General features: G+C 53.0%; 14 protein-coding genes and 1 pseudogene. 10 read left to right on the plus strand and 5 right to left on the minus strand.

Annotated elements, in window-relative coordinates; all coding sequences use genetic code 11:
* Positions 1-2,313, minus strand: a 2,313-nt coding sequence (locus PHV74_10135; GenBank protein MDD5094721.1) for a response regulator, incomplete at its 3' end; no start/stop codon positions are given.
* Between the two features lie 343 nt (positions 2,314-2,656).
* On the opposite strand from PHV74_10135, the gene miaB reads away from it, so the two are divergent.
* From miaB to surE, 9 genes and pseudogenes are all read left to right on the plus strand, one after another.
* Positions 2,657-3,931, plus strand: coding sequence for a tRNA (N6-isopentenyl adenosine(37)-C2)-methylthiotransferase MiaB (gene miaB / locus PHV74_10140; GenBank protein MDD5094722.1), 1,275 nt, complete (start codon positions 2,657-2,659; stop codon positions 3,929-3,931).
* A gap of 2 nt (positions 3,932-3,933) precedes the next feature.
* Positions 3,934-5,487 (plus strand): L-aspartate oxidase, encoded by a 1,554-nt coding sequence (nadB, locus tag PHV74_10145; protein MDD5094723.1) that lies wholly within the window; start codon positions 3,934-3,936, stop codon positions 5,485-5,487.
* 116 nt (positions 5,488-5,603) lie between these two features.
* The gene (gene lsrF, locus PHV74_10150; protein ID MDD5094724.1) at positions 5,604-6,506 is read left to right on the plus strand and encodes a 3-hydroxy-5-phosphonooxypentane-2,4-dione thiolase; all 903 of its coding nucleotides are present in this window, start codon (positions 5,604-5,606) and stop codon (positions 6,504-6,506) included.
* 67 nt (positions 6,507-6,573) lie between these two features.
* Complete coding sequence (locus tag PHV74_10155) at positions 6,574-6,948, plus strand: MmcQ/YjbR family DNA-binding protein (GenBank protein MDD5094725.1); 375 nt, start codon at positions 6,574-6,576, stop codon at positions 6,946-6,948.
* A gap of 168 nt (positions 6,949-7,116) precedes the next feature.
* Complete coding sequence (gene moaA, locus PHV74_10160; protein MDD5094726.1) at positions 7,117-8,091, plus strand: GTP 3',8-cyclase MoaA; 975 nt, start codon at positions 7,117-7,119, stop codon at positions 8,089-8,091.
* A 5-nt stretch (positions 8,092-8,096) separates the two neighbouring features.
* Positions 8,097-8,459, plus strand: a pseudogene (locus PHV74_10165) (ribonuclease HI).
* 87 nt (positions 8,460-8,546) lie between these two features.
* Positions 8,547-9,017: a cyclic pyranopterin monophosphate synthase MoaC gene (moaC, locus tag PHV74_10170; protein MDD5094727.1), complete on the plus strand. Its 471-nt coding sequence runs from the start codon at positions 8,547-8,549 to the stop codon at positions 9,015-9,017.
* 214 nt (positions 9,018-9,231) lie between these two features.
* Positions 9,232-10,074 carry a pantoate--beta-alanine ligase gene (panC, locus tag PHV74_10175; GenBank protein MDD5094728.1) on the plus strand — a complete coding sequence of 281 codons (843 nt, stop codon included), beginning with the start codon at positions 9,232-9,234 and terminating at the stop codon, positions 10,072-10,074.
* Positions 10,071-10,862: a 5'/3'-nucleotidase SurE gene (gene surE, locus PHV74_10180; protein MDD5094729.1), complete on the plus strand. Its 792-nt coding sequence runs from the start codon at positions 10,071-10,073 to the stop codon at positions 10,860-10,862. Before panC ends, surE begins: the two co-directional genes overlap by 4 nt.
* Positions 10,863-10,957: 95 nt before the next feature.
* Here the strand turns inward: surE and PHV74_10185 are convergent, their stop codons facing one another.
* From PHV74_10185 to ectA, 3 genes are all read right to left on the minus strand, one after another.
* The gene (locus PHV74_10185; GenBank protein MDD5094730.1) at positions 10,958-11,350 is read right to left on the minus strand and encodes an ectoine synthase; all 393 of its coding nucleotides are present in this window, start codon (positions 11,348-11,350) and stop codon (positions 10,958-10,960) included.
* Positions 11,347-12,633, minus strand: a complete 1,287-nt coding sequence (gene ectB, locus PHV74_10190; protein MDD5094731.1) for a diaminobutyrate--2-oxoglutarate transaminase — start codon at positions 12,631-12,633, stop codon at positions 11,347-11,349. The genes PHV74_10185 and ectB overlap by 4 nt, the downstream gene beginning before the upstream one ends.
* 71 nt (positions 12,634-12,704) lie before the next feature.
* Entirely contained in the window at positions 12,705-13,190 is a 486-nt protein-coding gene (gene ectA, locus PHV74_10195; protein MDD5094732.1) for a diaminobutyrate acetyltransferase, read from the minus strand.
* A gap of 321 nt (positions 13,191-13,511) precedes the next feature.
* Here ectA and PHV74_10200 point away from each other — a divergent pair, with 321 nt between their 5' ends.
* Entirely contained in the window at positions 13,512-15,344 is a 1,833-nt protein-coding gene (locus tag PHV74_10200) for a chloride channel protein (protein ID MDD5094733.1), read from the plus strand.
* Between the two features lie 74 nt (positions 15,345-15,418).
* On the opposite strand, the gene PHV74_10205 is transcribed toward PHV74_10200, so the two are convergent.
* Positions 15,419-15,880 (minus strand): TrkA C-terminal domain-containing protein (locus PHV74_10205; protein MDD5094734.1); only part of this gene is annotated, 462 nt, incomplete at its 5' end.

The raw sequence follows: 15,880 nt of genomic DNA on the forward strand, positions 1-15,880 counted from the left end.
CTTTTCCCATTTACGAATTTCCCGCGTTGCCGAGTATCCGTCCCGCACCGGCATTTGAACATCCATAAGCACCAGATCATATCTGGCGCTCTTAAATCTGCCGATGGCCAGTTCGCCATTCTGCGCAGTCTCTATTTCACAGGGGGCTTTCTTGAGGAAAGACTGGATCAGCAGGCTGTTATCCGGATTATCCTCAACCAGCAGAATTCTCATGGCTTCGAGGAATTGCAGGTCATCCTGGTTTTTCAGCCGATTTGAATCCGTTTCTTGAGTGGATTTGGCATGGCCCAAATTATCGGCAATAACCCGAAGCAGGTCATTTCGCTTGACCGGTTTCACCAGATAAGAGGCGATTCCCATCTGTTTGGCCCGGGCAATATCGCCGCTTCGGTTATCCGAGGCAAGCATCATGATGATGGTGTTATGAGGTCCGAATTCCAGATTGATCTTTTCCATCATTTCAAATCCGTCTGTGGTCGGCATGCGGGAATCCAGCATAACCAGTTGATATGGGTCATCTTTGGCGTAGGCTTGCTTGAATGCGGTAAACCCTTGATCGCCATCCTCGGCTTCGTCCACTCTGGCACCCATTTCCGTCAGTATTTTGTTGAGGATAAGCCTGTTGGCCGGGGTATCATCCACTACCAGCGCTCGCAGTCCCTCCGGCAAATCAACTGCCGACAACGACGGTCTCTGGTTTTGAGGCTTGTTCTGCACCTTCAGTTTGATTCGGAAATAGAAGGTGCTTCCTTTCCCTAATTCGCTGTCAACCCAGATGCTCCCCCCCATCAGTTCAGTCAGTTGTTTGGAAATAGCCAATCCCAGCCCAGTTCCGCCATGCTTGCGAGTGATTGATGCGTCGGCTTGGGTGAAAACGCTAAACATGCTGTCAAAATAATCCGGCGGAATGCCTATCCCGTCATCGCACACGGAGCAGACAAGTTCTATCTCGTCATACCCCTGAGTAGTGGTTATTTTGCCATCGGTTTTCACCTCCACGAAAACACCGCCTTCCTCGGTAAACTTGATGGCGTTTCCGATCAGATTGGTGAATATCTGCCGTACGCGAGTCGGATCGCCCACGAGTTGCGTGGGGACATCCGGTCTAATGTAATGGGTCAGTTCTATATATTTTTCATGAGCTCGAACGGCCATCACATCGCACAGCGTATCAAGGAGCTCGATCAAATCAAATTCAACCGTTTCCAACTCAAGATGCCCGGCCTCCACCTTTGAAATATCCAGAATATCGTTGATTAGCCTTAGCAGGTTCTCTCCCGCCGATTGGAAGGTGTTGACGTATCGTTCCTGTTCTGTCGTAAGCTCGGTTTCGCTCAGGAGATCGGCCATACCCAGGATAGCATTCATGGGTGTGCGAATCTCATGACTCATGCTCGCCAGGAATTCACTTTTCGCCTTGCTTGCCGATTCCGCCTGCACCGCCAGTGTGTTAGCGCGTTGGATGGACAGCTCCAGTTGCTTGTTGACCCGATCCGCTTCCTCCTTGGCTTTCTGGAGCGCCTGTTGCGCTTCCATATGCGCTGTGATATCCCGGCAACTGAGAACAATCCCCCGAATGGCTGGATTATCGCTCAGATTATTGGTTATCGCCTGCACCGTCAGCCATCCGCCACGGCCATCCGTAATCCGAACTGTAAACTGGACATCTCTGGCTTTATGGATCATCATTGTTTCAACAACTTGTTCCATCCCTGAAAGATCGTCGGGGTGGATTCGGCTGAAAAGACTTGCATCCAGCCTCTCTCCGGGTTCACATCCGGTCAATCCTTTGTAAGTCGGATTGGCGTAGACGACCTGGTGATTCATATCTACAATGGCGATGGAATCCGGGGAGTTTTCGATGAGCGCCCTGAAGCGTTCCTCACTTTCCCGCAACCTGATCTCGGTTCTGGCCAGCTTTCCCTTTATCTCGAGCTGATCGATCACCCTGGAGAGCATTTTGGGCAGGTAGCGGATAAAACCGCGATCTTTGATCACATAATCACAAGCGCCGAGCTTCATCATCTCCACAGCCAGCTTCTCATCACCCTGTCCCGTCATCACCATAAATGGAATGCGGAAACCTCTGGCCCACATGATTTCCAGCAGTTGCTTGGCGGTCATATCTTTTAATTGATAGTCGAGCAGAAACAGGGTATCGCCATAGCAATCCAGCCGCTGGATCACTTCAACTCCGCTTGAAGCGCAACTGACATCAAAACCAGCTTTTTCAAGCGTCATGTGGATCAATCGACTCAAAGAGTCGTCGTCCTCGATAATCAGTATCTTGGTGGGAGTATTATATTGTTGCATGTCAGACCTCATTTCTAACGTCAAAAATAGGGCGCTGTTTTCAAATGAACAGACTTCACCTTCCCAGAGTTTTCCGTATGATGTCACATTCAAATGTACCATCAAATATCACTATCGAATACAGGTCTAACACCGAACTTCACTACATGCTAACACTCAGGGGTAGGCCTGGCTCATTTTGTTCCTTGAAAATCCATTCAACCAGTTTTGAAAAGGTTCGATTCACTGACCGCTTTCGCCCCCGAATTGATGGAGACATGGCCTTCGGCTAGACCGTTGCCCGTCTTGAAAAAATGGCGCCGTTTTGCCCGATGGGGTATGCTATAATCAGTAGCGCTTGGCTATGAATACGTTTTATATATGGACAATCGGCTGCCAGATGAACAAGGCAGACTCAGATTCCCTGGCGAGCAAGTTGCGCCAATTGGGTTACCGAGAGGCTCAGAAAGCCGAGGATGCTGATATCATCGTGCTCAATAGCTGCGCGGTCCGGCAAAGCGCCGAGGACAAGGTCCGCAACAAACTCACCAATTTGAAGGCGCTCAAGAGAAAGCGGCCTGATGTCACCATCGGCCTCACCGGCTGCCTGGTCGATTCCGATATCGGCTCCCTCCAAAGTAGATTCCCGCACGTCGATTTCTTCATGAAGCCTCAAACGTTTGATCAATTGCTCGATTTTGCCGCAGAGCACGTTTTGCCTGCGTCCCCAGAGATTCCAGCCGCCTCATCCCGCTTTTCCCCCTCTGCCTATGTGCCCATCATCCAGGGCTGCAATAATTTCTGCTCCTACTGCATCGTTCCCTATCGACGCGGCAGGGAGAAGAGTCGCCCCTTGATAGAGATCACCTCCGAAATTCAGAGTCTGTCCGGGCGTGGCATCAAAGAGGTGACATTGCTGGGTCAGAACGTCGATTCCTACGGCCACGACCTGCCCGATAGGCCAGACCTCGCCGATCTACTGAAGGAAATCAACCAGATCGATGGACTGACCCGCATCCGATTCCTGACCTCCCATCCCAAAGACATGAGCCAGCATATCATCGAGGCCATCGCTACCCTCGATAAAGTCTGCGAGCATATCAGCCTTCCGGCACAGGCAGGCAGCAATGATATCCTCAAAGCCATGCGGCGAGGATACACCATCGAGCAATACAAGGACCTGATCGGCCGCATTCGCGCTACAATCCCCAATGTTGCCTTGAGCACGGATGTGATCGTCGGCTTCCCCGGAGAGACACCGCAACAATTTCAGCAAACCTTCGACCTGCTGGAGGAATTCCACTTCGATACCGTCCACGTGGCCGCCTACTCTCCACGTCCGGGGACAATCGCTTCCATTAATCTGGAAGACGATGTGCCTGCCGATGAAAAGATGAAACGGTTACAGCAGGTGGAGGCGCTTCAAGAGCGAGTCTCAATGGATATTAATTCGAGCCTCGTTGGGCAGACCGTTGAAGTGCTGGTTGAAGATTGCAAAGGCGGGCGGTGGCAAAGCCGCACCAGAACTGATAAACTAGTGTTCTTCAGCAGCCCGGAGAACCACCTTGGGAAACTGATCCAGATCGAAATCAAAAGCGCTGGCCCCTGGTCGCTTCAGGGGAGGCTTGAAAAGGAATAGCCATGCGGGATAAAAAGTTCGACGTCATCATCATCGGAAGCGGAATTGCCGGTCTCTATACTTCCCTTCTGGCAGCCCGCGAATTCGGAAGCATACTCGTTTTGACCAAGGGCAGCATCGATGAATGCAACACTAAGTATGCCCAGGGAGGCATCGCCGCTCCCATCGGTCACGGCGATTCTCCCCAGCGCCACTTTGAGGATACGATGGCGGCAGGCGCCGGTCTGTGCAATCCGGAAGCAGTACGGATTCTGGTAGAGGAAGCCGGAGACCGCATTTCCGACCTCATCGAAGTCGGGGTTCCCTTCGATACCCAGAACGGCGAGATTGCCCTCACCCGAGAAGCCGCCCACAGCGTCCCCCGAATCCTGCATGCCGGTGGCGACGCCACCGGTGAACGGATCGAGGTCACATTGAGCCGGGCCGTTCGCGCTGCGCACAACATTACCATCATGGAAAACTGCCTGGCTACAGAGATCGAGGTGAGAGATGGAGTTGCCTGCGGGGTGATCGCTTTCGATTCCCAAATCGGGGCAACAGAGGAATTTGTCTCCTCGAATATCATCCTGGCGACCGGAGGTGCAGGGCGGCTTTTCAAACTGACCACCAACCCGGATGTGGCCACCGGCGATGGCATCGCGCTGGCTTATAAAGCCGGAGCCGAGATCACGGATATGGAATTCTTTCAGTTCCATCCTACGGCCATCCGGCTTCCCGGCGTCCCGCCGTTCCTCATCAGCGAAGCTGTCAGAGGGGAAGGCGGACTTCTGCGGAACGTTGATGGACATCGCTTTATGCCCGATTACACTCCTGATGCAGAGCTGGCCCCTCGCGATATTGTGGCTCGAGGCATTGTCGCCGAGATGACGAAGACCCAGAGCGATCGGGCTTTCCTCGACGTCACCCACCTTCCCTATCGGACCATCACCACCCGTTTCCCGACCATCTATCGATTCTGCCTGGACCACGGCCTGAACATCACTAAAGGGCTCATCCCGGTAGCCCCGGCCGCCCACTACATGATGGGAGGAGTCAAAACCAACGTGTGGGGAGAGACTAACATCTCCGGGCTTTTCGCCTGCGGAGAAGCTGCCTGCACCGGCGTTCACGGAGCCAATCGGTTGGCCTCCAATTCGCTGATGGAAGTGCTGGTTTTCAGCAAGCGTATTATTCAACAGGCACGGGAAAAATCGAGCACATCAACTCACCCAACCGATAAGAAAGACCTTTTCAGTTTAAGAACGCACGATACTTCGACTGTCAGTACGCCTCTGAGGCTTTCGATCCTTCAATCGCTCATGTGGGAAAATGCGGGGATCGTTCGAAGCAAGGAGAAGCTGGAGGAAGCCGCCCGAATTCTGGCTCACTGGAACAACACCCTGGGAACACCGACCGATCGACCTTATTACGAGCTTTGCAATATGGTGCTGGTGGGACGCCTTATCATCGAAGCGGCTCTGATCCGGGAAGAAAGCCGCGGCGCTCATTTCCGCACCGATTTCCCGCAACCGTCCTCAGCCTGGGAGAGGCACCTTATATTTCGCAACAGGGCTTGAGGATAAGATTCCATTGTCAGCAGGGGCGATTCCCTGTGATCGCCCGTTGGGGAATCACCCTCACCTACCCTCTCCCGTAGAGAAGGAGGGATTTCAGAAAGTGCAGGGACGCTTCCCTGCCGGGGGTTTGGGGGTGTCCCCCAAATTTCCCCTCTCCCCCCAAGAGTGGGGGCCAGGGGGTTGACCATAGCTTAAAACTTTTCTTAAAATCAAAGGGGGAAATGAACATGGACTGGGGAATGGAGAATCGACTGGCTCAACTGATCCAAACAGATGGACATTGCCTCTTTTTGCCCATCGACCACGGATACTTTCAAGGCCCGACGCGCCGCTTGGAGAGACCAGGCGAAACTGTCAAACCTCTGCTGCCTTATGCTGATGCGCTCTTCGTCACCCGTGGGGTACTCCGTTCGTCCATCAGCCCCACAAACACCAAGCCGATTATTTTGAGAGTTTCCGGAGGATCGAGCGTCATCGGAAAGGACCTTGCCGATGAAGGCATCACCACATCGATGGAAGAAGCCATTCGCCTGAACGTGGCGGCAGTGGGAATCTCGATATTTGTGGGCACCGACTATGAAAAGCAATCGCTCCTGAACCTGGCCAGGCTCGTCGATGAAGGGGAAAAATACGGCATTCCGGTGATGGCCGTTACCGCCGTGGGCAAAGAGCTGGAAAAACGGGAGGCTCGCTACCTTGCCCTTTGCTCTCGAATTGCAGCTGAACTTGGGGCCAGAGTGGTAAAAACTTACTGGTGCGAGGATTTCGATAAGGTGACCAATGGCTGCCCCGTGCCAGTGGTGATGGCGGGTGGTCCAAAAACTGAGAGCGAGCGCGAAGTCTTTGAGTTTGTTCACGATGGCATGCAGCGAGGAGCCATTGGTGTGAACCTGGGAAGGAATATCTGGCAAGCTGCCCATCCGGTGGCCATGATCAAGTCACTTCGCGCCATTATCCATGATGGTGTCAGCGTTGACGCAGCGCAGGAAATCTTCGTCAAAGCGAAAGGGAAGAAATGAACACCCCTGCCCTCGACCGAGATCGGGGGTTGAGGCAGACTACTTCCACACCCTGCCACCAGAAATGATGAATTCAGCTTCGATACGAACCTACTGTCTGCAGAAAAAGGGCTCGGCGGAAGACCTGCCTTTTGGGGATGAGGTGCTGGCCATCAAAGTCGCCGGGAAGATGTTCGCCCTGATCAAAATCAGAGAAGGAACCACCACGGTAAATCTGAAGTGCGATCCTGCACTGGCGCTGGAACTCCGCCGCAAATACCCCTCCGTCAAGCCAGGATATCACATGAACAAGCAGCATTGGAACACGGTGGAAATCGACGGCACCGTACCGGAGGAGGAGGTCTTCAAAATGATCGACCACTCCTATGATCTTGTCGTGAGAGGTCTCAAAAGATCTGAAAGGGATTGGATTAAATCCCAGTCCAAAAGTCCGCAGACTTGAGTCTGGACTTAAAATACATACCAGAATAGGGGATATTTCTCTCGGACTGTTAACGCCTGATCCGCGAAGATTCGCTTTAAGTTTCCCGCCATCGATGTGGTAGAATAGGAGCAGAGGTTGACAGGGATGTCTCCTATTTCGATTCTCGGATAGACTTTGATGACCGGTATTTCCGATTCTTTTCACCGCCCGATCAACTACCTGCGCATTTCGGTCACCGATCGCTGTAACCTGCGTTGCATTTATTGCATGCCGCATGAAGGCATCCGCCTATTATCCCACGGCGATGTCCTCAGCTACGAGGAAGTGTGCCTCATCGCCAAAGCGGCAGCCGAGGTGGGAATCACCAAGGTACGAATCACCGGCGGCGAACCCCTCGTTCGAGCCCACTTGAGCAGCCTGATTCGAATGTTGTCTGAAATAGAAGGCATCGATGATCTCTCTCTGACGACAAACGGAATCCTCCTGAGCTCTTACGCTCAGGAACTCAAGGAAGCAGGACTCAAACGAGTCAACGTCAGCCTCGATACGCTCCGCCCGGAACGATTCGAGAAGATCACTCGAGTCGGAAAACTCGAAGACACGCTCAGGGGAATCCTGTCCGCTCAAGCAGCAGGACTCCGCCCGGTAAAGATCAATATGGTGGTCATGCGCGGCATAAACGATGATGAGCTGGTTGATTTTGCCCGCGCGACCATCGAACAGGAATGGCACATCCGATTCATCGAGTTCATGCCGGTCGGGGAGCAAGCCCCGAAATGGGAGAGCTGGTTCATGCCGGTTTCCGATATCATGGAGCGGATCTCAGTTTTGGGACCACTCGATCCACACCTGCTGGCCGGAAACGGTCCGGCAAAGTATTTCTCTTTCCCCCAGGCCAAAGGAACAATCGGTTTTATCAGCGCCGTCAGCGAACACTTCTGCTTCAAGTGCAATCGGCTGCGCCTGACCGCGGATGGGAAGTTGCGCCCCTGCCTCCTTTCCGATGGAGAAATTGACCTCCGCGAGCCCTTGCGCCGAGGCGCTTCGCTTGAAGAAATCAAAGGCTTGATGAAACAAGCTATCGCAGCCAAGCCGGAAGGCCACAAACTTGAGGTCGGCACAACCGCCAGAAACCGGAACATGTGCCAGATTGGAGGCTGAGAGAAATGATCGAAATCTATACCGATGGGGCATGTTCAGGCAATCCCGGCCCCGGAGGCTGGGCGGCGATAGTAGTGCAAGATGGCCGGAGAGTTGAGCTGAAAGGAAGCGCCGATAAGACAACCAACAACCGGATGGAACTCTCCGCGGCAATCGAGGGATTGACCGCTGTGCCTCAAAACTCAGCTGTGCGAATCCATAGCGACAGCCTATACCTGGTCAACACGATGACCCTCAACTGGAAGCGCCGCGCCAATCACGATCTCTGGCAAAAGCTCGATGATCTGGCGAAAAGTCGCCGTGTGGAATGGGTTTGGATTAAAGGACACATCGGTCATCCGGAGAATGAGCGAGCCGACAGGTTGGCAGTGGAAATGGCTACCCGCGGGAATACAAAGAGGCCGGAAATCGGGGAACAGCCCATCGCGCCCGGAACAGCATCGGATACGCCGAAGATGCCGACGCATTTTGATTCTTCCGGCCAGGTTCACATGGTGGATGTATCGGATAAAGACGTTACCGGGCGGGTGGCCATCGCCAAAGGTTCGGTAAAAATGAAACCCTCAACGCTTGATCTGATCGAGCAGGGACAGGCAGCCAAGGGAGATGTGCTGGCTGTGGCGCAAACAGCAGGAATCCTGGCGGCCAAGAAAACCCCTGAATTGATACCTTTATGCCATCCTTTGCACCTAACCAACATCGGACTGCAGTTCGAATTGAATAAAGCCAAAAGCACGGTGAACATCACGGCCACTGTCAAGGCTACTGAGAAGACAGGGGTGGAAATGGAGGCGCTCACCGCCGTGGCGGTGAGCGCGCTGACCATCTACGATATGTGCAAGGCCGTGGATCGGGGAATGACCATCGATAACATTCGACTGGTTCAAAAAAGCGGGGGCAAGAGCGGAACGATCACTCTGGAATAGCAAACAGGAGTCGGAAATAACTGATAGGAGTGATCCCATGTGATCTCATGCTGGGGAAGCCACCCTCTCCCCTCGAGAGACAGCGATTTCAGAGGGTGCAGGGACGCTTCCCCGCCGGGGGCCTGCCCTCGACCTGATCGGGGGTTCGGGGGTGTCCCCCGCTATCTGCTAATCTCCCCCCAAGATTGGGGGACAGGGGGTTGATACAGATTTTATGAAAATAGCTAGAACCATCGCCGAAATGAAGGAAATGAGACAGCAGCTGACGGGAACGGTGGGCTTTGTTCCCACCATGGGCTATTTGCACGAAGGGCATACCACTCTGGTTCGTGTGGCAAGGTCGGAAAACGACGCCGCGGTGGTCAGCATCTTCGTCAATCCGACTCAGTTTGGTCCCAAGGAAGACTTTGCGAAATACCCCCGCGATACCGAACGCGACCTGGCTATGCTGGAGAAGGTGAAGACTGATATCGTCTTTATGCCGGAAGTAACGGACATGTATCCGGCAACGTTCAATTCCTGGGTGGTGCTGGAAGGAATTACCGGGAAGCTGGAAGGGGCGTCGCGCCCCGGCCACTTCAAAGGCGTAACCACCGTAGTAGCCAAGCTTTTCAACATCACTGAGCCCACCCGGGCCTACTTCGGGCAGAAGGACGCTCAGCAATTACTGGTTATCCGCAAGATGGTCGCCGACCTTAATATGAATCTGGACGTCATCACTGTTCCCACGGTCCGAGAGCCGGATGGACTGGCCATGAGCAGCCGAAACGTTTATCTCAACCCGGTGGAACGCCAAGGCGCTCTGGTTTTGTGGAAATCGCTCCAACTGGCACAAAAGCTGTGGGATAGCGGCGAGAGAGACGGAGAACAAATACGGAGCCAGATGATCGGCTTCATTCAGAATGAACCCCTGGCGCAAATCGATTATATCAGCGTGGCTGATACCGAATCCCTGGAGGAACTCAAGAAGTTGGCCCAACCCCCGCTGGTGTCTCTGGCGGTCCGGTTTGGCAAGACCCGGTTAATCGATAACAAGATATTGGAGGGACCCGCTTGAAGATACTGGTAGCCAACGATGATGGAATACAAGCCGATGGTTTATGGGTGCTGGTTGATGCGCTCAGGCAAGTCAGCGAAGTGGTGGTGGTGGCTCCCGATCGCGAACAGAGCGCGGTCGGCACATCGGTCACCCTCCATCATCCCCTGCGAATGAAGAAAATCGAATCCCGCATTGTACGAGGGATCGAAACCTATTCGGTCGAGGGAACGCCCGCCGATAGCGTAATCCTTGGCCTCAAACTGGTGGCGCCGGGCGGTGTGGACCTAGTTATCTCCGGAATCAACGAAGGATTGAACATGGGCAGCGATGTCTTCATCTCCGGAACAGTCGGCGCTGCCTTTCAGGGCAACTTCTATGAGACCCCCGCCATCGCTATTTCCACGGCGATTTCGGACTCCAAGACGCGGTTTGATGTTGCCGCAACAGTTGCCAAACTCCTGGTGATGAATATCCAGCAAAAGGGCTTGCACCCCAAGTCTCTGCTGAATGTCAATGTCCCCAACATTCCGCTCGACCAGATTCAAGGCGTTGAACTGACCCGTCTGGCAGGAAGGAAATACCAGGACGAGATCAAGAAAGGGCACGATGGAAAGAGAGACTATTACTGGATCGTCAGGGGCGAGTCCATCTGGAAAGAGACGAAAGGAACCGATATCTGGGCCATAAGACAAAACAGGGTTTCCATCACTCCTCTTCTGGGCAACATCACCAACTCGAGCCTGTTTCACCCCCTGCAAGAACTGTGCTCTTCGCTCTCCCGGGAACTGCGTCCTGCGGGATGTTGAACACAAGCTTCGGCTTAATCCGGTAAGTTTCCTCGGTTCCGGAAACAGTCAGCCTGTTATATCACCTGTTTCCGGAACCCTTCTTATCTCATCCTTCAAGATTCATCGAGCGGATAGTATCCCTCTTTGGTGTGCACTTCCCTTCCGGTGAGAGGGGGATTGAAAACACAGATCATCCGCATATCCTCAAAGGCGGTCAGATAGTGCCGCTCGTGCCCGTTCAAAGCATAAAGCGTGCCGTCCTCAATGGGATGAACCTGCCCGGTTTCCAAGTCTCTAATCTGACCTCTTCCCGCCACACAATAGACGGCTTCGAGATGATATTTGTACCAGATATACGTCTCGGTTCCGGCATATATAACGGTATCGTGCATGGAGAAGCCCATGGCATCGTTCTTGAGCAACAGGCGTCGGCTGGCCCAGTTGCCGTTCGGGGCCTTCACATCCCTTTCCGTTCCCAGCACCTCTTGCAGTCGGCGGATAATCACAGGAATTTGCCCCCCGCTGCCACTGCCGATCGCTTTTCCTCCACAAGAGCATCCAGAGACTCAGCCAGAATATCCAATCCGCGCCTCAACAACTCCTCTTCTATGACCAGGGGCGGCAACAGTTTCAGAACCTGACGTTCGCTCCCTGAGGTTTCGGTAATCAGTTGCCTCTCAAAGGCTTTCACCGATAGTCCCGCGGCAAAACCGGCGTGCGGAAGCTCCAGTCCCCAAACCATGCCTCTCCCTCGTACCGACATGCCAAGCTCAGGATATTTGTTGGCCATCTCCTGCAGTTTGGCCTGAATTATTTCTCCCTTGTGAGCTATCTCCCGGCTAAGGGTATCATCTCTCCAGTACAGGTTCAGCATTTCTGTCGAGGCCACAAAAGCCAGGTTATTGCCCCGGAAGGTGCCGGTGTGTCTTCCCGGTTCCCATAGATCCAGTTCAGGCCGTATCAAGAGGATTGCCATCGGCAAGCCGCCGCCAATGGCCTTGGACAGACAAACGATATCGGGTGTAATCCCGGCTTCTTCAAAGCTGAAAAATCGCCCTGTGCGCCCATTGCCTACCTGAATATCATCGACGATCAACGCGATATCTTTCCTTTTGCACAAGGACTCCATGTCTTTCAGCCACTGAGAGCTGGCAACGTTGATTCCGCCTTCACCCTGCACCGTCTCTACGATCACGGCTGCGGGTAAGTCCACGCCACTGCTGGTGTCTCGGATGAACTTTTGTATATAGTCGACAGTATTGATGCCCTCTCCCAGATAACCATCAAAAGGCATGTGATCTATATTGATCCTCCACCCATAAGCCACATCGCGATATTTGTCGTTGCCGGTTGCGGCAAGAGCGCCGAGGGTATGTCCGTGATAGCCGTTGGTGAAAGAGATAATATTGGCGCGTCCTTTAGCCATGCGCACCAATTTCAAAGCCGCCTCAACTGCATTGGTGCCGGTGGGACCAGTAAACTGGACCTTATAATCCAGATTGCGCGGGGCCAGAATCACCTCACGAAACGTCTCCAGAAAACGAATTTTAGCAGATGTTGCCATATCCAGGCTGTGGACCACTCCATTGCGCTGCAAATACTCGATAATAGCCTTGTTCACAGCGGGATGGTTATGGCCGTAATTCAAGACCCCGGCCCCGGCGAAGAAATCGATGTACTCGTTTCCTTGCTCATCGCGCAGCAAAGCGCCTTCGGCGCTGTCAAATATTACCGGGAATGCGCGGACATAGCTCCTGACATTGGACTCTATTTCTTCGATGACACTCATCGTGTTACCCCTGTTCTGGTTTTTGAATTCCTTTTTCTCAATCATGTGCGTCTTCTCCTTGCGATTATTAGTCAGAATGTAATGGTAAACAATATCTCGCCTTCGTGCGACGGATCTTCAAAATGATCGACCCTCAAAAATTCCGATGTCTCAAGGCTCGCTTGATGCCTTTGGGTAAACCCTCTGAAAAGCGCCTGTGAGGGTTGGTTGGAAGGGGAGACTGTTGTTTCCATAGTACGAATCTTGTGATGGTGCAACTGCTTGATCAACCATTCCAGCATACTGGAAGCAATCTGACGGCCCCTGAAATCAGGATCAACGGCCACCTGCCACACAAAAATGCAATCCGGCTGACGAGGCCTGAGGTAAGCCGATATAAAACCAACAACCCTGCCTTCAGACTCAGCAACAACGCAGGTATCGGCAAAATCCCGACACAGGATGTAATAGTAATAGGCCGAGTTCAAATCCAAAGGAGGGCATGATCTGATCAGCTTGAAGATCGATAGCCCTTCAAGAAAATATGGATGGCGTAGCTTTGTTTCTTCATTGTTCATCGGGTATCCGCGGTTGGGGAAATTGACTTCTTCGAGGAAATATGTGAGTATTTGTTTACTAACATCCTAACAGATTCTCATTCTAGAGTCAATTTGAACATGTGCATCAACCTGTGGATTCTCTATGGGAGAGGGGTAACACAGGCTCGGAGCATCGCTTAAAAAAGTCCACTGATTAAGGGGCCTCCTGGTTGAAATTGCTGCTTATAGACGCTAAGCTTTATTCATGAGGATCATTGTCAGGCAGTATGTCATGATTCAAAAGAGATTTTGGTGAAACAAGGGTTAAAGATTAGAGGCCCCAGTCCACGGGGCTTTCTCATGTATCCATGGAACACGCTATTCCGGCTCTCAGATGATGCTGCCGGAATCGTTTTAGCCGCAATCATCGGGATTTGCGCAGGGTTTGGCGCGCTGGCCTTCTGGAAGACCATTGAGTTCTTCAGTTGGCTTTTCTTCAATCAGGGCGCCGAGGGATTCAGCTTTCTGGGTGATCACTATGTGATCATCCTCCCGATGCTTGGCGGACTTGTTTTTGGACCGATCGTCTACTTCCTGGCACGGGAGGCCAAAGGTGAAGGCCCCCCTGAAATCATAGAGGCAATCGCTACCAGAGGCGGACATATCCGCACCCGAGTGGCTGCAACTAAGATTCTGGCATCCTCGATATGCATCGGCAGTGGCGGCGCCGTGGGACGTGAGGGCCCCATCGTTCAAATCGGCGGCTCGATAGGCTCCGTCATCGGTCAGTGGTTCAGAGTTCCGGAGCGATGGCTCGAAACCATGGTGCTCTGCGGCGTAGCCGGAGGAGTTTCGGCTACCTTCAATGCCCCGATTGCCGGGGCCTTCTTTGCCCTGGAGGTGATCCAGCGGCGCATCATAGCTCGGAATGTAGGTTTTGTCATCCTGAGTTCGGTGATGGCCGCCATTGTTGCCAGAGCGTTCATCTTTACTGAAGACAGACCCACTGCATTTGTGGTGCCGGAATACAGTATGGAGAACAATCAGGAGATTCTGCTCTACCTTCTTCTCGGTCTGATCACAGCCCTTGTGGCTTTGGCTTTTATGAGATTCTTTTACAAAACGGAGGACGCCTTTGCGAAACTGAATACGCCCATGTATCTGAAACCTGCGGTGGGAGGCCTGGTTGTGGGAGTGTTGGGTTTTATTTCACTTCGATATGTGTCTACCGGCGGCTTTTCGGCAGATATCTTCGGGGTTGGATATGGCAATCACTATGCGGCAGGAGGGGAGTTTCTGGGGGCAGGTCCTATAGATGGCATCCTCATGGGCCAGGCTGGCGCAATCGTGGTACTGGCTTTGCTGGCGCTGAAGGTACTTGCCACCTCAGTAACGCTGGGCAGTGGTGGGAGCGGAGGGGTGTTCGCACCCTCCCTTTTCATGGGTGCTGCGGTGGGAAGCGCCTGCGGCAGCCTTTTCCAAGAGATATTCCCCAGCGTCACCGGTCCGGTCGGCGCTTATGCCCTTGTGGGAATGGCCGCTTTTTTTGCTGTTGTTGTTCAGGGTCCTATTACGGCAATCATCATGCTTTTCGAACTGACCCGGGGCTATGAAATGATTCTTCCGGTGATGGCTGCTGTGGTCATAGCAGTCATCGTTGCCCGCGCTTTCAGCAGAGAAAGCATCTATACCATTCGGCTCAAGCGCAAGGGGATCGATTTAAGAGCCCTGGAGGAGCGCGATGTAATGCGGACCACAAGGGTCTCCGACGTTATGGTTCGGGATTTCCATTCCGTCCCGCCGGAAATGCCCGTTACTCAGTTGCTCAAACAGATGGAAGAAGAGGGTGAACTTGGATTTCCGGTGATCAATGAAGACAATCATCTGGTAGGCATCGTCTCCCTCAGTGATGTTCATGCAATTACCAGGCAGGAAGGTACCGACGTTACCGTATTAACTGTTGCCGATATCGCCACGACGCGAACTCTGATCGTAGCCTCTCCGGATCAAACGCTTCATGAAGTGTTGCTGCAACTTGGCGCTAAAGAGGTCGGCCGCATCCCTGTCGTCGACCGAAAGGACCCGAGCCGGTGCCTGGGAATCATTCGGCGGCACGATATCGTGCGGGCTTATATTCACGAAGTAAGCCGGTCATCGCACCCTCAACCACACCCTCAACCACACCATTCTTAGCCCTTGGGTAGGATCATTGGTGCTCGGTATGCTTTGATGAATGACCTGATCTCTGCCCCTTACCGGACTGACCCTCATGAAGCGGATGGTGAGGCTTTCGTTTCCTCAGTACTGGGCTTCTCAGCCCAAGACAGCGCGCGTTCCAGTTCATCGTCATTTCCCGAAAGGATCAGGACATCATCGGCCTGAACAACCTCCTTCAGATCCGGCGACACAATCACCTCTTTCCCGCGCTTAACCAGCAGCACCGCCACTTTAAATTTGCCCTTCCATCCCAATTGAAGCTGAGAGAACGATTTCCCCACAAAGGGGCTCGGCGCGATTAACTTTACAACGCCATAATTGGCCGCAACTGACACGTAATCGGATACATCACTCAAGACCAATCCGTGGGCTAACGCAACCCCCATTTCGTGTTCAACATAAACCACCTTGTTCACGCCAATCTTTTGAAGAATGGCTCCGTGCAGCTTGGTATCTGCCCTGGCAACAATATAACGGACTCCCAGTTGCTTCAGTATGATGGTCACGAGCAC

Source organism: Dehalococcoidia bacterium (assembly GCA_028711995.1).
In the GTDB taxonomy this organism is placed as follows: domain Bacteria; phylum Chloroflexota; class Dehalococcoidia; order SZUA-161; family SpSt-899; genus JAQTRE01.